Below are 18,150 nucleotides of genomic sequence, written 5' to 3' on the forward strand. Positions count from 1 at the left end.
ACACGTAGTATCGGATATCATGCACGGAACGGACTCAACAAGGTAGCCTGCCAATCCATGACAGACCGCAGCCCAGACAAATCCCACATCGACGCCCCTGAAGTTGCCGCCTGGTGGGCCGAACGGCGCCAGTATCTCGAGCGAATCCGCAAAGTTCCCGAGATTCGGCAGCGTTTCTGGCGGGAAGTTGCTATCTACCTGTTACGGCGCGTGCTGTGGTCTTACGGCTTCTTCCCCATCTTCATTGCCTTCTGGCTGCCCTTTGTCCTGGCCAGCTTCAACCCGATAGTCATGGCCGGCGACCTGATCCCGCTGCTGCAGGAGTTCGTCAACTCCAATCCGGAAGAACAGGCCACGACCATCAGCACCCTGACGATCGCCTGGCTGTCGATCGGCTCCTTTTTCCTGATATTCGATTTTGTTCTGACCCCGTTCCGGTCTCCCTATCAATATGAAGCCGATGTTTACATGAAGTCCTGGGAGCAACTTAACCATGATCGGCTTCCGGACAAAATGTGATACGACCGGCATTCTGATCAAGTTCAGACACTTTCTGTTACATAACGTTGCAGACAGTGGTTAAGATGAATCCATAACAAAGCATCCGGAACACTTGGATCAAGAGGTTTTGTCATGGTCGATTTCAGGCCGCTGCTGTTCATCAATGCACTTGCGCTCATGCTTCTGGTTACTGCCGGATTCGCATCGGTTCGCAAGGATCTGGATACCACCGACACCACAGCTCCGGCTCTGGCGCAAACCGTGGAGCATGCCACCGCGCCGGAAACCTCAGCCGCGAAAACACCCACAACCCGGATTGAAGCCGAAACACCCGCATCTGTGGCTGAAGAGCCGCTGTTTGCTGATACCCGCGAGACACCATTGGCAGACACTCCGGAGACGCCGCAGCCCGTCGACAACGCGCTTCCGGCCACCGGCGAACAGACCGAAACAGCAGCAAACAGCGAACCGTTCACCGTTGAACCAATGCCCGAAAACCCGGAAATGCTGGCCATGGCCGAACCAGTTTCGGCTATGCGTTCCCAACGCGACGTGCCGGAGACAAAACCGGCGCCCGAGCCTCCGAAAACCGGCACCCTGGTGTTACGCTCCAACGTGGTGGGCGATCAGGTTACGATCAACGGTAAATCCTATGGTGCCACCCGCCTGGACCTGGAACTGGACCCCGGCCGCTATGACATCACCATCGAAAAACCCGGATACCAGTCCTGGAGCAATTCAGTGGCACTGGAAGCCGGCGACCAACTCACGCTGGTCGGCAAACTGGAAGCCTTCACCACCGTAAACTACAGGAATGGTGAATGGCGCGGCGGCGTCACCACTGGTGATGGCACCTGGGAAGATAGCTCCGGCTTGCGTTATGAAGGCCACTTCGTGGACGCCGAGTTTGATGGTTCCGGTACCGCCTGGTACGCCGATGGAAGCCGCTACGAGGGCGACTGGAAACGGGGCGAGCGGCACGGTGAGGGGCGCTGGCGCTCCGCAGACGGCACGACTTATACCGGCCAGTTCCAGAACGATCAGTTCCACGGCAAGGGCACGCTTACCCTGGCCAACGGCGACATATTGACCGGAAACTGGGAGCAGGGCCGTATGAATGGCCATGGTTCCCTGACCACCGCCGATGGCATGCTGTACGTTGGCGGCTTTCGGAATGATGAATTCCACGGCCAGGGCGCCCTCACCTACCCGGACGGACGCTCCTACGAAGGCGAATTCTCCAACGGCGAATTTCATGGCAAGGGCTCTGAAGTCTTTGCTGACGGAAAGAAATACGATGGCCAGTACATGGAAGGCAAGTTCCACGGCAAAGGCCTGCTGCGCAATCCTAACGGCAGCTCCATCGAGGCCACTTTCCGCCATGGTGAACCCTATGGACAGGTTCGCCTGACAACCGCGGCTGGCGAAGTGTTTACCGCCCGCACCACGGAACCCGGTGTCTGTTATCGGGAAAAGAGTTATCGGGCAACCCAGTGCCCGCAACTGGAAGGCTGGTAATCACCCGGTCGCAGGACCCACGCGTTTGCAGTAACAGGTTGAGGTAGTGACATGGCAATCAAAAATGCTCTGCTGGTGGACGACTCCAAAGTTGCCAGGTTTGCGCTAAGCAAACTGCTCGAGAGTCGGGACATGGAAGTGAACATGGCGGGATCAGCAGAAGAAGCGCTGGATTTCCTGAAGAGCCACGACCGGCCAGACGTGATCTTTATGGATCACCTGATGCCCGGCATGAATGGCGTGGAAGCCACCAAGGCCATCAAGAACAACCCGGAAACGGCCGGCATTCCGATCATCATGTGTACCTCCAAGAAATCCTCTTCCTTTATGGAGGAAGCGCGCAACTTTGGTGTCTACAACATCCTTACCAAGCCGCCTCACAACGAAGGTCTCAACCTGATGCTGGAGCAGTTGGCCAGTGACGTCGAGCAGGGGAACGTGCCAGAAGCACCTGTTGAAATGAACGGCCATGACCTGCGCGAGTCAGATGACGAACCCATGGACTTTCCGGAGGATGCCTCTGTGCAACTGTCGCCAAAAGCGGAAAGCGGCCTGAACGGCCAAAGCGCCCCGAATGTGGTGCCTCTGACCAGCGACCTGATTGAGCAGATTGCCCGCTCGGCGGTCAAGACTCATATCAACAACCGGCTGCATGAACTGCTCAGCTCCCTTTTCGATGAACAGTTCGATCACCTCAAGCGTGCGCTGGACGAAACCCGCAGCAGGCAGGAAGCCACTATCGAGGAGCGCCTGGAGTCACTCAGCAAGATGCTGGATGAACGCACCCGCAACCTGCGCGACGAAGTGGCTGCCGAAGTTAACCTGAACCTGGGTCGCGAGCTTACTTCCCTGAAAAAAGAACTCTCCAAAAACGCCGGATTCACCTCCGAGCATATGGCAGAGCTGAAGGACCACATCACCAGCGTACAGACCATCGACACCGAGTTCTGGCAAACCCTGCAGTCGGAAGCCATTCAGCAGGCCCACGAGATTTCCCGGGAGACCGCCGAGGACATTGCCCAGCGCACCATCGATCTGTACGTGTCTCAGCAGCGCTCGGCCAACTCGCGCATCTATACCGTTGGCCTGGCCATCAGTCTGGGTATTTTCAGCGTAGGAATCGCCTGGTTATCCGGCCTGTTCGGCTAATTGCCCACGGACCTGCTGCCAGTCCTGAGGGGTGTCAACGTCCTGTTGCACCCCGGCTATTTCAACCGGACGGGTTCCGGCCCGGTTCAGAACCACCCCCGCCCCCGCATCGCCCTTAAGCAATAACAGATCTCCCCAGAGCGATTTCGGAATCCAGGCTGGCACGCCTACCCGCTTGCCATAACTGGCTGCCCAGGGCACCTCTGGCTTCCGCCGGGCGTTTGCGGACAGCCGTCTGAGCCCTTCGGTATCCAGTAAGGGCTGGTCTGCCAACAGCACAAACACACCCAAAGCAGCGGGAGAAAGCGCCTGCAGGCCGGCAATCAACGACGTCGACAAGCCCTCCCGCCAACGCTCGTTAACCACCCAGTGCGCCGGTTGCCGATTGCAGCGAAAGCGCACCAGAGGGTAGCCTGCGCCCGCAACCACCCACGTCTGCGCCGATAGCTGCCGCGCCTGACTAATGGCGTGCCCCAGCAATGAATCGCCACCTGGCAGTTTCAAGGCCTGCTTGTAACACCCCATTCGTCTCGCCTGGCCGGCTGCCAGCACCAATGCCGGAAACTGCGGATCCTTGATGCTATGATTCGCGTTTATGATGCGCCCCCTGAAACTGCTGAATGCAGCGATTTTTGCTAGAATTCCGCCATCATGCAACCTGACCACGCCGGACCCTCCATGAACCATCTCTTTGTCGACAACCTCACTGTGATTGATTTCGCCTATCTGGATTCCGCTCGAGGCCTGGTTGGCGAAAGCTGGATTGCCGATGTGGTGCTGGGAGGAGAACTGGACGAACAGGGTATGGTCTTTGACTTCAGCAACGTCAAGCGCACCATCAAAAGGGTGATTGACGAACGCGTTGACCACCGGTTGGTGATTCCCCGCGGATACGAAGGCCTGCAATGGAGCGAGGACGCGCCCAACACTTTCCGCTGGGCACTCTCTGGCGGCGGTCACATCGAGCACAGCTCGCCGGACGAAGCCGTTGTCTGGCTGTCCTCGGACCGGGTCGTCCCGTCTGCTGTGGCCGCCCTGCTGGAAAAAGAGCTTAAAGCCGTTCTGCCCGGCAATGTCACCTCCGTCGACATCAACCTGCGCGAAGAAGTCATCGAAGGCGCTTACTACCACTATGTTCACGGCCTGAAAAAGCACCTGGGCAACTGCCAGCGCATTGCCCATGGGCATCGCTCCCCGATACGCATTGACCGCAACGGACACCGGGCCTATGACCTGGAAGAACGCTGGGCGAAGCTCTGGCAGGATATCTATGTGGGCACGGAAGAAGACGTGGCTCGCCGGTTCGTGGGCGAGGATGGCATTGGCTATATCACCTTCGAGTATGAAGCCAACCAGGGAGAGTTTGCCCTGACACTGCCTGAGCACCGGGTATACATGCTGGAAACGGACACAACCGTAGAGCTGATTGCCGCCCACATTGCGGACAAACTGAAAGCGGAGTTCTCCGGAGAGGAAATTCGGGTAAAAGCCTACGAGGGAGTGGGCAAAGGCGCTATTGCCATACGAGCCTGAACCGGCCATCCGGGATTGGCGCCCTAAACGGCGCGAATCCCGCAGCTCATTCGTTCAGACACAAAAAAACCGCCCGAAGGCGGTTTTTTTGATGGCTATCCGGTGGACTAAACCGTCAAGCCTAATTGGCGTCCCCTAGGGGGTTCGAACCCCTGTTGCCGCCGTGAAAGGGCGGAGTCCTAGGCCACTAGACGAAGGGGACTAGAAATTGGTGGAGCCAAGCGGGATCGAACCGCTGACCTCAACACTGCCAGTGTTGCGCTCTCCCAGCTGAGCTATGGCCCCTCAACGGATGCGTATATTAAGGATCCGCCCTTGGGGCGTCAACACCCGATTCCGCTTTTTTTAAAGTTTTTTGAACATCCCTGTTCTCATCGTTCAATTAACCAACAAACCGCTCATCAAACACCCAGAGCGGCGTATTCCTTCTCTACTTTTTTGGTTTCTTTCTTGGAAAAACCACCCATAACCTCAAGGGCATGACGCAAACGGGAGCGGGTCATGTCCGGGCCAAGCAACGCCATGGAGTCCATCACTGACCAGGAATTGGGCGTTCCGGCAATGGCCACAAAGATCGAGAACATGAAATCGCCCATCTTCAGGTCCATGGCTTTCGCCAACGCCTTGATGTCGGCAAAGATGGTGTCCTTGCTCCAGTGGCGCTGAGCTTCCAGCTTCCAAAGGGCGAACTGCAGCACCCGTTTGACCTGGCTCTCATCCAGCTTGTTATGGGCAAAGTCCTCCGGTTTCAGATTCAGCATGCCGCTGAACATGAACTGGGCCATTGGCGCCACATCGGAAAACACTTCCGCCCTACCCTTGATATGGGGCACCAGGGCTTTCAAGTCGTCCTGGTTAAACCACCACTGTTGCATCCGCGCCATGAACTGCTCGTCGCTCAGCTCCTCACGAATCCACTGGCCGTTGAGCCAACGCAGTTTTTCCACGTCAAACACGGGGCCACCCAGGGACACGCGCTGGATATCAAAGTTCTCGATCATCTCATCCAGAGTGAATTTCTCACGCTCGTCCGGCATGGACCAGCCCATACGGCCCAGGTAGTTGGTCACAGCCTCTGGCAAGAAGCCCATACGCTCGTAAAAGTTGATACTGGTCGGGTTCTTGCGCTTAGACAGCTTGCTCTTGTCAGGGTTACGCAGCAGCGGCAGGTGACACAACTCTGGCATATCCCAGCCAAAGTACTGATACAGCAGCTTGTGCTTGGGCGCAGAATTGATCCATTCCTCACCTCTCAGCACGTGGGTAATGCCCATCAAATGGTCATCAACAACATTGGCCAGGTGATAGGTCGGCATCCCATCAGACTTCAAGAGGATCTGGCAGTCCACCTGAGCCCAATCGATCTCAATGGTACCCCGGAGCATATCCTGAATTTCACACACGCCTTCGTCGGGCACTTTCATGCGGATAACATACGGATCACCCGCATCCAGACGGCGCTTTACCTCTTCTTCCGGCAACTCCAGATCGCCCTTGATGCCGGGATTCAGGCCCTGAGCCTTGCGCTCTTCGCGGATAGCATCCAGCTCTTCCGGTGTACGGAAGCAATAGAACGCATGACCAGCGGTGACCAGGTCCTCGGCATACTGACCGTACATGTGCTTGCGCTCAGACTGGCGATACGGGCCGTGGGGGCCGCCAACGTCGGGACCCTCGTCCCAATTCAGACCCAGCCACCGCAACGCTGTCAGAATATCCTGCTCGGATTCAGCGGTACTGCGAGCCTGATCGGTGTCTTCGATGCGCAAAATGAACTGGCCGCCGTGCTGACGGGCAAAGCAAAGGTTAAACAGGGCCACGTAGGCGGTACCAACGTGTGGATCGCCGGTGGGCGACGGGGCAATTCGGGTGCGTACTGTCATGAAACCATCCTGAAAATAAGTGGCCGATTTATAAAGGGCGCATTATAGCGGCCATCCTGAGGTTTCGCATGGGCGGCTTTTGCATCCCCGACACAAACTGTTATATTATAACGTTTCACGTACACGCAGGATTCGATACACCATGCCACAGAATGTCACCCGCCTGGCCCTTGCACTCTCAGCCCTGGCTATAGCAACACCCGCCGCCGCAACCAATGTGGTTGCGTCCATTAAACCTGTCGAACTTCTGGTCAAAGCTGTCGCGGGTGACAGCGTGGAGGTATCAACGCTGGTACCACCCGGCTCCAGCCCCCATAACTACAGCATGAAGCCCTCTCAGCGGCGTGCCCTGGAACAGGCGGATGTCATCTTCTGGGTCGGCTCGGATATGGAAACCTTCCTCAACCGTCTGCTCGGTGGCAAGGAATTCGCTGGCCGGTCGGTGGCTTTCCTGGAAAGCGAAGGCGCTGAATCTGAGCACGACGAGCATCATGATGAGCACAACCATGAGCCTGAGCATGAAGAGCACGATGATCACGGGCATCATGACGAACCCGATGTCCATCACCACGATCACGGCGACGGCGAAGACCCACATATATGGGTAGACCCGATGCTGGCACTGGACATGGCGAAAGGCATCCGGAATGTACTGAGCGAACTTGAGGGCGTAAACCCCGAGGAACTGAATGCCAACCTGGAGCGTTTTCAAACCGAACTGCTCAACAAAGAGCAGAGTATTCGAGCGAGCTTTGCCGGCCTGGATGACATCAGCCTGTTCGCCTATCACGATGCCTTTACCCGCTACGCCGAGCACTATGGGCTGACGCTGGAAGGCGTTCTGACCCTGAACCCGGAACTTTCCCCTGGCGCCCGACACATCGCCGATGTTCAGGCCAAGCTCGAAGCTGCCAATCACCCGTGCCTGCTGACCGAGCCCCAATTCAACCGCCAGTGGTGGCGTTCCATTACCGAAGGACTGAACGTCACCTTCAGCACCTGGGACCCGCTGGCAACCGACATTGAATCGACACCGGCAGGCTACATCGAGTTTCAGCAATCTGTGGCCGATGCGGTTCTCAAGTGCTTACCAGAGCAGGCTCAGTAGCACCGGAATAGAGACCATCGCCAACAGGGTTTGCCCGCTGATGATCCCTGCCATCAGCGGCGCATCCCCGCCAAGCTGGCGCGCCAGAATGTAGGCCGACGTGGCAGTAGGCAAGGCCGCCAACAGCACCGCCACTTGCACCAGCAGCCCCTCCAGCCCGAGCATCCAGGCCAGGCCCGCGGTCATCAGTGGAAACGCCACCAGTTTAAGAGCCGAGGAGACAATAAACGGAACCGAACCGCCACGCAGGGCACTGAGCTGCAAACCAGCCCCCACGCACATCAGCCCCATCGGCAGCGCCAGATTACTCAACGGCTCCAGTATGCCCGCCAGCAAGGGATGAAACCCTACCTGAAAATAGCTCCAGAGCACGCCAATGACCGAACCGACGATCAACGGGTTGGTGACAATCGCCCGAATCACCGCCGCCAGATTGATTTGCTCTCGCCCTGCTACCAGAGCGAACATCAGAATACACAGCAGGTTCAACAACGGCACCATAATGGCCACGGCGATAGCCGTGAGCGAGAGCCCATCATCCCCCAGGAGCATGCCACCCGCGGCCAGACCCACGTAGGAATTGAAACGAATCGCACCCTGGTATACCGAAGAAAACACCGGACCAGACCAGCCCCAGAGCCACTGCGCAGCCACCAGCACCAGCGTCATCGCCAGCAGCATGGCGATAATCAGCATCGCCGTATCACCGTAGGCGGAAGGAGGCAGCCGGGCCTGCCCAAGCTTGAACACCAGCATGGCAGGAAACAGTACGTAATAGGTGAAGCGCTCTGCACGGGGCCAGAAATCACCTCCGGGAAAGTCCACGCGGCGCAAGCCATGGCCCAACATGATCAGCACGAAGACAGGAATCAAAGCCTGAACCACCATTGGCATCACCACCTCCCGACTACCAGACACCAGCCCGTTCACAGGTGCAAGACACTAGCACAGATCTTCGGCAAGTTCGCAGTTGCCATTTTGCTCACCCGGGGGTAGATTCAGAGCTTCTTCAACTCTAAAGGCGAAGTGCAATTCCCGTGAACATTCTGCGTTCAGGCAATTACACGATATCTCTGGCACTGCGGTCCTCCTTCGGGAACACCGGCAGGGCTGCCATCCGCCTCTGATTTCGCTGAATCCACTCTCTTCCCCGTCCGGATTCAGCGCCTAACCAACAATCGATTGTTTACCTGGAGATTCCTATGGCTGAATTGCCACCTATCACTGTTGCAGAAGAAGATTATAACCGTCTCAGCACCTTGCTTGAGCGGGTCGCCGGCCAGTCTGATGTGGCCGATGGGCTGGAAGACGAACTCAGCCGTGCCGACATGAAGCCACTGGCCGACATGCCAGAGGGCGTGGTGACCATGAACTCACGAGTGCGCTTCCTGAACGAAGACACCGGCGAGGAGCACGAAGTGGCGTTGGTGTACCCCCATGAAGTAGGCGACGCCGATCACAAAGTCTCGATACTGGCACCGGCCGGTGCCGCCATGCTGGGGCTGAGCATTGGCAGCAGCATCGAATGGCCCATGAAAGGCCGCAAGCCCATCCACCTGAAAGTGATCGGTGTTACCCGAAACCCATAAGCACTTTCCTTTACAAATATCAGGACTTGATATTTCTCCAAAGGCAGAACGGCCTCCGGTGGTAGCATTTCATCAGTGCTAACCGACAGATCAGGAGGCCGTATGGCAGAGCAGCACCACGAAGACTGGGACCCCAGATCAGCCGAGGTTCAGACGGACCAGATCCGCGCCTACGATGCCATGCGCAAGGAATGCCCGGTAGCCTGGAGTGATTACCAGCAGTGGACGTTGTTTCGCCATGCCGATGTCATGCGGGCACTGGAGGATCATCACACCTTCAGTAACGCCGTCTCCGCGCACCTGTCCGTACCGAATGGCATGGACCCGCCCGAACACACCCCTTACCGCAAGGCCATCGAACCCTATTTTGCCCCCGAGCCCATGGCACGCTTTGAACCGGTATGCCGGGATGTGGCCCGGGCGCTGGTACAGACCCTGGACAAAAACAAGCCGCTGGATGTGGTCAATGCTCTAAGCCGCCCCTTTGCGCTACAGATTCAGTGCGCGTTTATGGGCTGGCCGGATAGCCTGCATCAACCGCTAGCCGAGTGGGTGATGAAAAATCACCGGGCAACCCTCGTCCGCGACCGTGCCGCCATGGCCGACGTTGCTGAAGAGTTTGACGGGTACATCCGCGACCTGCTGGATTCCCGGCGCCAGCCCAATAAGCCTGCGCCAGATGATGTCACCACCCGGTTAATGCGTGAGCAAATCAATGACCAACCCATGACCGACGAAGAGCTGGTCAGCCTCCTGCGCAACTGGACAGTCGGCGAACTCGCGACCATTTCTGCGAGCATCTCGATACTGACCAACTATCTGGCCCACCACCACGAGTTGCTGAACAACCTTAAGGCCGCGCCAGAGCAGCTCCCCGAAGCCATTGACGAAATCCTGCGAATGGACGCCCCACTCATTTCCAACCGCCGAGTAACCACCCGAGAGGTCGAGATAGGCGGCAGAACCATTCCCGCCAGCGAAAAAATCACCCTTCTTTGGGCATCCGCCAACCGGGACGAAGATGTTTTCGGTAACCCGGACCAGTTCTGCCCACGTCAGAACGCAGCCAGGAACCTGCTCTATGGCGCCGGCATCCATGTCTGTCCCGGCGCCCCCCTTGCACGAATGGAACTCAGGATCTTCATGGAGGAGTTGTTGAAGCAGATCGAAGCTATCGAGCAGGCTGATGGCGAACAGCCTGAGCGGGCGATGTTTCCCACGGGTGGATTTAACTATCTGCCACTGGTGTTCCGCTGATAGCTTTCTCCAGAAAAAACAAAAGCCGCAGCGGAGAACCTCCGGTGCGGCTTTATATTGCGACGGGATCAGTCTTCGATAAACACCAGGCTTTCGTCGGACCCCGCGGCTTCAAGACGCCCGAGAGGCTGCAGATCCAGCCCATGCTTTCGGGCGAGGGCCTCAAAGGCTTCCCGGCTCTTTTCGGCCACGCTAACCATCAAGCCACCGCTGGTTTGCGGATCACAGAACAACAGTTTGTCGGCGTCGGTCATACCGGAAATCGCCTTGCCGAACGCCGCCGCGTTGCGGTGGGTGCCACCAGGGATGCAATCGGCATCAATATATGGCTTCAGGTTTGGCAGCACAGGCACAGCCTTGCGACTTACCGTTGCCTTCAAGCCGCTGCCCCGGCAGATTTCCAGCAAGTGCCCGGCAAGACCAAAGCCGGTTACATCGGTCATGGCATTGACACCATCCACCTCAGCAAACACTTCGCCAACCTTATTGAGGGTCGCCATGTTCTCCACCGCCACGGCCAGGTCTTCAGGAGTAACCTTGCCTTTCTTGGAAGCACTGGTGAGAATGCCGACGCCCAGTGGCTTGGTGAGATACAGCAAATCGCCCGCCTGAGCGGTGTCGTTGCGGATAATACGGTCAACGGAAACCTGGCCAGTCACCGCCAGCCCGAAAATCGGCTCCGGTGAGTCAATGCTGTGACCACCGGCCAGGGCGATACCTGCCTCGGCACACACGGCACGCCCACCATCGATTACCTTGGCGGCAATTTCCGGTTCCAGCTCATTGACCGGCCAGCCCAGAATGGCAATAGCCATCACGGGCTTTCCGCCCATGGCATAGACATCGCTGATGGCATTGGTGGCAGCAATACGGCCGAAATCGAACGGGTCGTCCACCACCGGCATAAAGAAATCCGTGGTGCTGATAATGCCAAGGCCGTTACCCACATCGGCAACCGCAGCATCGTCTCGGCTGCTGTTGCCCACCAGCAGTCGCGGATCATGAAATTCGGGAGCATCAGTGTGAAGGATGCGGTCCAGAACGTCCGGAGCAATCTTGCAGCCACATCCGGCACCGTGGCTGAACTGGGTCAATTTGATGGACAAAGCGTCTTCCTTCTTTCGGTTGAGCAACTCGATTATCGTCAGGATACGCAACAGTCTACAATGCAGCTCACTCTCCGGCCACCAAATGCGTAGGAACCACCATGACCACCCCGAACAACCAAGGCCCCGCGACTCGCATCATCCACAATCGCCGCCATAAGGATGCCTTCGGCAGCCCCTACTCGCCGGTTTACAACACAACCACCTACCGGTTTGAAAACACGGCAGACTTGCTGGATGTGATTGAGGGGCGAAGCGACGGTAACCTGTACACTCGCTGGGGCACCAACCCGAGCATCCAGGAACTGGAACAGGGACTGGCCGGGCTCGAAAATGCTGAAGCAGCATTGGGGTTTGCCTCCGGCATGGCGGCAATTTCGGCAACCCTGCTGGCCCATGGCCGTAATGGGATTGTGTGCGTAGGCGATCTTTATGGGGGCACACAGGAACTACTGAAGAATCACTGCCAGGCGCTGGGCATTCCAGTGACCTTCCTGTTCCGTGAAGAGCAGAACCAACTGGCGGAAACACTGAACGAACCGGGCAAGCTGGTCTATTTCGAAACCCCGGCCAACCCGAACATGGCGATCCTGGACATTCGCGCCATCGCTGAAACAGCCCACCAGCACGGCGCACTGGTGGCGGTGGACAATACGTTCGCCAGCCCCATCAACCAGAAACCGCTGGAACTGGGCGCAGACCTCGTCTTGCACAGCGCCACAAAATACCTGGGTGGCCACAGCGACCTGACCGCCGGTGCCCTGATGACCTCTGCAAGCCTGGCAAAACCCGTGGTCGCCTGGCGCAAGAACCTGGGCCAGCTGATTGCCCCGGAAACCGCCGCCCTGCTCTCCCGCAGCTTGCGCACGCTGCCATTACGAGTACGCCAACACAACGAGAACGCCATGGCAGTCGCTCAAGCGATGGAACAACATCCGAAAGTCACCAAAGTACACTACCCCGGCCTGCCTTCCTTCGAAGGCCACGACCTGGCCAAACAGCAGATGACCGGCTTCGGCGGCATGCTCAGTATTGAAGTGGACGGTGGCCAGCAGGCAGCCGAAAAAGTGGCGGACTCCCTGAAAGTCTTCCTGCTTGCCACCAGCCTGGGCGGAGTAGAAAGCCTGGTGAGCCAACCGAGCGCCACCAGCCATCACGGCCTGAGCCGGGAAGAGCGCCTCAAACGGGGCATTGACGATGGCATGCTGCGCCTGTCAGTGGGGCTTGAGGATGCAGCCGATCTGATACAGGACCTGAATGATGCCCTTACACAAGTGTGTTAACGCCCCTGTAGCATGAAGGTTTCGTACTCAAGTTCATCGAACTTGCGAGACAGCAGCGCCAGTCCAACCAGAGCTGAGACCAGGGTAGCCGCCGCATAGCCGTATCCGTAAAAGGCGGCGCCCAACTCAATGGTGATCAGCGTGAACACGATATTGGTACCGAGGAACAGGGCGCAAAGAATCAGGTTTATCCCCCGGGCATCGAGGTAAAACAGCACATTCTGTATCGCAAGAAGAATCAACTGCATGGCCACCGCAATCAGGAAAATGTGGAACAGTGGAAGGTACAGTGTGGAGATACCCAGGGCGGAGAGAATCTCCTCTCCCCACAGGAACAGAATGATCACCGTCATTCCCTGCACTTTGATGATCTCATAAATGCCGTTTCTGGCGACCAGAACCATGTCATCCCGAAAACGGTTGATTCGCTCCAGAGTATCGCCCTCACGGACGGCGTTATAAAACCGGTCGTATGCTTCGGAAAAATCGGTTTCCATTCGCACCAGAAAAACAGCCATACCGGGGATGATCGAAAGGTAGGCAAGAAAAATGGGAATGTCATAGATAATCGACGCTCTCAAAAGCCCGATAATCGGCTCTGAGGTTTCCGGCACGAACCAGAAGATCAGCTTGTCGGCCCATACCGCAGCATTGAAGAGCAGCCCGGTAAAGATCAGGGTGGGAAAGATCTGGGCACGCCTGGCGAAGTCAAACCGGATGAGCGTGGTGCCCGGGTACTGGCGGATGATGGTGTAAAAGAAACTGAAAAACAAAAGGCTGTGGCCCAGCAGCAATCCGAGCAAAAACCCTTCAATGCCGAAATCACGCAGCTGCACCGAGGCAACGATAGCGACCAGATACCCAAGCGCGAAAACAACAACAATACGACGATAGGACTTCATGCTGGAGAGAAAAATGGTAACCGGCCAGAGGTTACACAGCACCACAAAATTCGCCAGCATCAGGAGCCGGTATAGATAACTGGTGCCCGGCATAAACCAGATAGCAGCAACAACGCCGAGCATGAAAGACGCCGCGGTTGAGACCCAGATAACCCCCATGAGGTTGGGCAGTATCAGGTTACGCTTGGACTCGTAGAGCCTGTCTGCGACCCAACGCGTGAAAACGTGCTGAAATACCCCGGAGAGAATCAGCGAGAACGCCATCAGATAGGTGACCGACACCAGAAACTGGACCACGAATCCCTGGTTTGCCTCGAGCGCAAAACTCAGCACCCCGATGATCATAACCCCGAGTACCGACAGTACCCAGGGCCCCGAACTGATGATGCCCGCCAGACCATAGGCACCCAGGAGGTTCACAAAGCTTTCCCGCCGGAGTATTCGCCTAAGCTCAAAACCGATACCCGCCACTAGCGCTCTCCCCCACTCGCCGTCTCTAACGACGCCTCATAGAGGCGGCGGTATTGATCAAACATACTGTCCAAAGTGTAATAGCGTGATACCCGCTCCAACCCCGCGGCCTGGGCTGCCCGCCAGGCCTCACTGTCCGTCAGCAGATGAATCGCTTCCCTGGCTGTCGCTTCAGGGTCGGCGATCGGAACGACAGCGCCCGAGGCACCCAAAGCCCGATCCTCATCACTCATTCCCTCAATGAGTTCGCGGCAGGCGCCGACATCCGTGGCAAGGCACGGCAGCCCCGCGGCATTGGCCTCAAGTATGACCAACGGCAACGCCTCGGAGATCGAGGTAAGCACCATCAAACCCAGTTGGGGCAAAATCTCGCTGACATTCTGAAAACCCAGGAATTTAACGCGGCCTTCCAATCCCAGGCTGGTCACAAGATTGCGACACTCAGCCACATAGGCGGGGTCTTCATCCTCCGGCCCGACGATCCATCCTTCAGCCTCGGGCACTTGCTCCGAGACGCTTCTCATCGCCCGGATGAAGGTTTTAATGTCCTTGATCGGGACGACGCGGCCAACCAGCCCAAGCACCTTGGGAATGGCCTCCGACCGCTGCTCCCGTGGTTCCCGGAAACGCTCAGGATCGATCCCGTTCGGGATAATGCAGGTTTTTTCCGGCGAAGCCCCGTCCTGGTGCTGGCGAGCCTGGTTACCGGAATACAGCGAGACAATGCTGTCGGCCTTCTGGTAAGCCAGCCTTCCCACCACCTCGAAGAAGCGTATCCAGAGACGCCGGATATAGCCCAACTGGTCGTTAAGTGCCGCACTCACCTGGTCCTCCGGATCGTCAATCCATTGTGCCTGGGATAGATCGATCTTTCGTTCTTTGGTGTAAATGCCATGCTCACTGATCAGGTAAGGTATACGGTATCGGTCGCTCACCATTGCACCGAGGAGACCGGCATACCCGGTTGAGATAGAGTGCACCATCTTTACCCTGGGCATGTTCTTCGCAATCTCTGCCAGCGTAAACAGCGGCGCGTGCATCGTCCGGATAGTCCAGAAATAGTCAACAAAAGAGGGTTCGGTGCAATAGGCACGGAAACTGTCCTCAATGACCTGCCAGCTCTCCCGGCTGTACAAAAAATCCTTGCGGGTAATCCCCCCGGTCTCACCCAGGTCTCTGAATACCTGCGTGAGCACCTCCTCGGGCACCGCCTCATTGGCCTTGAAACTCTCGTGCAGCCGCCGCTGACTCTGGAAGGCCCGCTTGTTTCCGTCCCTCGGCCTCGGCTTTTCCCGAACCTGGGTGTCCATCAGGTAGTGGCACTCCAGATGGGTGACATTATCCGGCAGGGTGTATTGCTGCTTTCCGTAATGGCTGGGATCGCCCCCCAGAAAAACCAGGGCAAACCGGTATTCCGGAAGTCCCGAGATCATCTGGTGTACCCAGGAAGACACGCCTCCCCGTATAAACGGATAGGTGCCTTCCAACAGCAATGCGATGTCCGCGATATACGGCTGCTTTCGTTTGAACAAACTCATAACCAGGCTTCGAGAAGAGGAGTGATCGCCGGATGATTGTGACCATGGGCGCACCGGGCCAGATAGAACCTGACCCGCTGGTAGTCCCTGGCCAGAAACGCGATTTCAGCAAGATAAGGCAGGATGTGTTCCTGACGGGCGCCATTATCAATAGCGACTTCGAACGCATCACGTGCTTCTTCGGGCCGCCCCAACGCCAGTTCCACCCGCCCCAGGAGCTGCCAGTCCGAGGGCTCGTCATAGGTGGCAACCAGTTTCACCAGGAGGTCCCGCGACTTTTCCAGGTAGTACTGCCTGAGACTGCCCTGAGCCAATCCAAGATAGGCGGTTTCCCACCAGGTTTGTGCCAGACGGCGATTCATGCGCTCGAGCGCTTTGGGGTCAGCGGCTTCCGTCACCTGGCTCTGCAGGCGCTCAGCCTCCTGCACCAGTGCCTTTTCCTTCTGCTCCAGCATGGAATACGCCAGCAGCCGGACATCATCAACCGGATCCTTGAGTGCCTCCCGGAGAATATCAACTCCCTCCCGGCCTTCCATCTGTCGGCTGGCCAACAAAGCTTTCAGGCGTTTACCCGGATCACTCGCCTCTCTCAGAACCTGGCGCAAACCACCCTCGGTATAGACAACCTGACTGCCCATATCGGTAGGCCGGAAAGGCAACTCAGGGATGGGCACCTGCTGCCACGGGAGTTCCCGGTTCGAGCGCGGGAGATACAGCGCGAGCAGAATACCGACAAACACGCCAAGACTGCCCACCAGGGGAATCGCAAACTGCAGCGAAAACAGAAAGACTGCGGGCCGCCAGCGCTGTTTTCGGTAACGTTGAGGCATGAGGACCAGCAGAGCAAGCGTAAACACCACGCAGGACAAAGCATGGGCAACGACATAACCACCCACTGCCCGAACCGAATCCTCACCGGTAAACAGTGCAACCGCACCGCCCAGTTCTGAGACCAGTCCAAACGGTAACAACCAGTAGCTAGTCAATCGCGCCACCTTCGCGAGCCAGCCACTCGGCGACCTGGGCTTCCGTCTTTACCACCAGTGACTGCTGACTGGCAAAATCCCACAGTGAACGGCCCGCATTTTCCCGGATATCCAGTTCCAGTCGATGCAGATACCCGGCAAGCCCCAATTCATCGGTCAGTGGCATCAACAGGACCACGCTGGGGCTCTCGTTCGCTCGGTTAACGGCAATCACATCAAGCCCCCGCAGCAAGCCGGTCATCCTGTCCGCGAGGGTTGCCAGATCCTGCTCGTTCACCTGCAGCTTAAGCAGCACGGAAGGCAAGCCAAAGGCCTCTGCATCTCTAGCTGCGCGACGCGCCTGGGAACACAGGCTCTGCCACTCATGAGAACCTGCCATCGTCTGATCCCGTTGGCACAGCATATCCGCCATATGCCCGGCAAGAATCGCCATCAAACGAAGCGTCCGGTTCTGGAAACTGAAGAATGGAATGGACTCCACCACACAGAGCGCCACCAGGTCATCGGTAGAACTAATGAGGGGGATCACAACCAGCAGATCGGTATCCAGTTTTTTCAGGTGTTTGCGGAACTCTGTCTGCACCGACACCAGTGTTCTTTCCTGCATGGCATATCGAATCAGCGGATCGGACTCCGAAACCGCCTCATAGTCACCAACCGTTGCCAGCGCCTTCGGTTCAATGTTTCGGTTTCCTTCCACTGCCAGTATGGCGGCCGTCTGGAGCTGGCCGTATCGAGCCAGAACCCGCAACATCAGGGCCGCGCTTTCTTCATTCAAACCCTCAGAGCGGGTCTGGGACAGTTCGCCATACAGTCGTCTCAGTGCTTCCCGCAGGCTGCCGGAGCTCCCGGCTAACTGTTGCTCGAGACGATCATGGGACACCTTCATCAGGTAGAAGTTGCGGGTAAATTCTTCCAGGCGCTGGAGACTGTATTCGTTAACTGCGTTGGCCCGGCGCAACTGACGTTCCCAGTAGTCCCGGAACTCCCCGGCCAGCAGCCCACATGCCAGCATGCCGGCGGCCCATCCCCACGGATAAGCCGTGGCAGCGGCCTTGTCATAGTGCCACCCAGCCACAAGCAGCACCAACAGACTCGACATCAGAGCAGGGAAAAAGCCGTAGCGCAGGCCAATCAACAAGGGCGCCAGAACCGGCCACGCAAACGTATTGCCAACGTGGAGCGGGTCGTCAGGTCGCAGCCAGAAGCCTGCCGCGAGAAACAGGCCTGAGACCAGAACGACTTCCAGCCATTTCAGCCAGCCATGCACCTCGGTGGCGGGCCCCGATTGTGCCACTGTCGTAGTTGCCCGGGTGTCCTGCATCA

The 18,150-nt window shown here is 57.5% G+C and carries 16 protein-coding genes and 2 tRNA genes; 8 read left to right on the forward strand and 10 right to left on the reverse strand.

The genetic code is table 11. The features are described 5' to 3' along the window. The first annotated feature begins 57 nt into the window (after positions 1–57). The 3 genes from ACAM27_RS13375 to ACAM27_RS13385 all read left to right on the forward strand — a co-directional run bounded on the left by ACAM27_RS13375 (position 58) and on the right by ACAM27_RS13385 (position 3,168). Positions 58–519 (forward strand): hypothetical protein, encoded by a 462-nt coding sequence (locus ACAM27_RS13375; RefSeq protein ID WP_369612120.1) that lies wholly within the window; start codon positions 58–60, stop codon positions 517–519. A gap of 114 nt (positions 520–633) precedes the next feature. Beyond that, positions 634–2,019 (forward strand): PEGA domain-containing protein, encoded by a 1,386-nt coding sequence (locus tag ACAM27_RS13380; RefSeq protein WP_369612121.1) that lies wholly within the window; start codon positions 634–636, stop codon positions 2,017–2,019. A gap of 51 nt (positions 2,020–2,070) precedes the next feature. Next, positions 2,071–3,168 (forward strand): response regulator, encoded by a 1,098-nt coding sequence (locus ACAM27_RS13385; protein ID WP_023010482.1) that lies wholly within the window; start codon positions 2,071–2,073, stop codon positions 3,166–3,168. Here the strand turns inward: ACAM27_RS13385 and ACAM27_RS13390 are convergent. Continuing rightward, positions 3,148–3,834 carry an NTP transferase domain-containing protein gene (locus ACAM27_RS13390; RefSeq protein WP_160170553.1) on the reverse strand — a complete coding sequence of 229 codons (687 nt, stop codon included), beginning with the start codon at positions 3,832–3,834 and terminating at the stop codon, positions 3,148–3,150. The two genes, ACAM27_RS13385 and ACAM27_RS13390, sit on opposite strands and share 21 nt — an antisense overlap. Before the next feature lie 12 nt (positions 3,835–3,846). Between ACAM27_RS13390 and ACAM27_RS13395 the strand changes: the two genes are divergently transcribed. Beyond that, entirely contained in the window at positions 3,847–4,701 is an 855-nt protein-coding gene (locus tag ACAM27_RS13395) for a 6-carboxytetrahydropterin synthase (RefSeq protein WP_113879012.1), read from the forward strand. A 126-nt stretch (positions 4,702–4,827) separates the two neighbouring features. Here the strand turns inward: ACAM27_RS13395 and ACAM27_RS13400 are convergent. From ACAM27_RS13400 to gltX, 3 genes are all read right to left on the reverse strand, one after another. Then, a tRNA-Glu gene (locus ACAM27_RS13400) sits at positions 4,828–4,903 on the reverse strand. Between the two features lie 7 nt (positions 4,904–4,910). Next, positions 4,911–4,986: transfer RNA gene (locus tag ACAM27_RS13405), tRNA-Ala, on the reverse strand. Positions 4,987–5,102: 116 nt separating this feature from the next. After that, positions 5,103–6,584, reverse strand: coding sequence for a glutamate--tRNA ligase (gltX, locus tag ACAM27_RS13410; RefSeq protein WP_023010485.1), 1,482 nt, complete (start codon positions 6,582–6,584; stop codon positions 5,103–5,105). A gap of 142 nt (positions 6,585–6,726) precedes the next feature. Between gltX and ACAM27_RS13415 the strand changes: the two genes are divergently transcribed. Then, entirely contained in the window at positions 6,727–7,692 is a 966-nt protein-coding gene (locus ACAM27_RS13415; RefSeq protein ID WP_369612122.1) for a zinc ABC transporter substrate-binding protein, read from the forward strand. On the opposite strand, the gene ACAM27_RS13420 is transcribed toward ACAM27_RS13415, so the two are convergent. Beyond that, positions 7,672–8,586, reverse strand: coding sequence for an AEC family transporter (locus ACAM27_RS13420; protein WP_121206816.1), 915 nt, complete (start codon positions 8,584–8,586; stop codon positions 7,672–7,674). The genes ACAM27_RS13415 and ACAM27_RS13420 overlap by 21 nt on opposite strands. Before the next feature lie 308 nt (positions 8,587–8,894). Here ACAM27_RS13420 and rnk point away from each other — a divergent pair, with 308 nt between their 5' ends. Together rnk and ACAM27_RS13430 are read left to right on the forward strand one after the other, a co-directional pair. Continuing rightward, positions 8,895–9,281, forward strand: a complete 387-nt coding sequence (gene rnk / locus ACAM27_RS13425; protein WP_014421109.1) for a nucleoside diphosphate kinase regulator — start codon at positions 8,895–8,897, stop codon at positions 9,279–9,281. A 102-nt stretch (positions 9,282–9,383) separates the two neighbouring features. Further along, on the forward strand, positions 9,384–10,538 hold the full coding sequence (locus tag ACAM27_RS13430; protein WP_369612123.1) for a cytochrome P450: 1,155 nt from the start codon (positions 9,384–9,386) through the stop codon (positions 10,536–10,538). A 68-nt stretch (positions 10,539–10,606) separates the two neighbouring features. Here the strand turns inward: ACAM27_RS13430 and selD are convergent, their stop codons facing one another. Next, on the reverse strand, positions 10,607–11,644 hold the full coding sequence (gene selD, locus ACAM27_RS13435; protein WP_036148853.1) for a selenide, water dikinase SelD: 1,038 nt from the start codon (positions 11,642–11,644) through the stop codon (positions 10,607–10,609). Positions 11,645–11,745: 101 nt separating this feature from the next. Between selD and ACAM27_RS13440 the strand changes: the two genes are divergently transcribed. Further along, positions 11,746–12,927: a PLP-dependent aspartate aminotransferase family protein gene (locus ACAM27_RS13440; RefSeq protein WP_369612124.1), complete on the forward strand. Its 1,182-nt coding sequence runs from the start codon at positions 11,746–11,748 to the stop codon at positions 12,925–12,927. Here ACAM27_RS13440 and pelG read toward each other — a convergent pair. The 4 genes from pelG to ACAM27_RS13460 are packed head-to-tail and all read right to left on the reverse strand — an operon-like array spanning position 12,924 to position 18,148. Beyond that, positions 12,924–14,300: an exopolysaccharide Pel transporter PelG gene (gene pelG, locus ACAM27_RS13445; RefSeq protein ID WP_023009912.1), complete on the reverse strand. Its 1,377-nt coding sequence runs from the start codon at positions 14,298–14,300 to the stop codon at positions 12,924–12,926. The genes ACAM27_RS13440 and pelG overlap by 4 nt on opposite strands. After that, positions 14,300–15,838 (reverse strand): GT4 family glycosyltransferase PelF, encoded by a 1,539-nt coding sequence (gene pelF / locus ACAM27_RS13450; protein ID WP_369612125.1) that lies wholly within the window; start codon positions 15,836–15,838, stop codon positions 14,300–14,302. Before pelF ends, pelG begins: the two co-directional genes overlap by 1 nt. After that, the gene (locus ACAM27_RS13455; RefSeq protein ID WP_226611120.1) at positions 15,835–16,833 is read right to left on the reverse strand and encodes a lipopolysaccharide assembly protein LapB; all 999 of its coding nucleotides are present in this window, start codon (positions 16,831–16,833) and stop codon (positions 15,835–15,837) included. Before ACAM27_RS13455 ends, pelF begins: the two co-directional genes overlap by 4 nt. Then, positions 16,817–18,148 carry a PelD GGDEF domain-containing protein gene (locus ACAM27_RS13460; RefSeq protein WP_113879007.1) on the reverse strand — a complete coding sequence of 444 codons (1,332 nt, stop codon included), beginning with the start codon at positions 18,146–18,148 and terminating at the stop codon, positions 16,817–16,819. The genes ACAM27_RS13455 and ACAM27_RS13460 overlap by 17 nt, the downstream gene beginning before the upstream one ends. Positions 18,149–18,150: the final 2 nt, after the last annotated feature.

The sequence above is a fragment of the Marinobacter sp. RI1 genome (assembly GCF_041155085.1).
In the GTDB taxonomy this organism is placed as follows: Bacteria; Pseudomonadota; Gammaproteobacteria; order Pseudomonadales; family Oleiphilaceae; genus Marinobacter; species Marinobacter nauticus.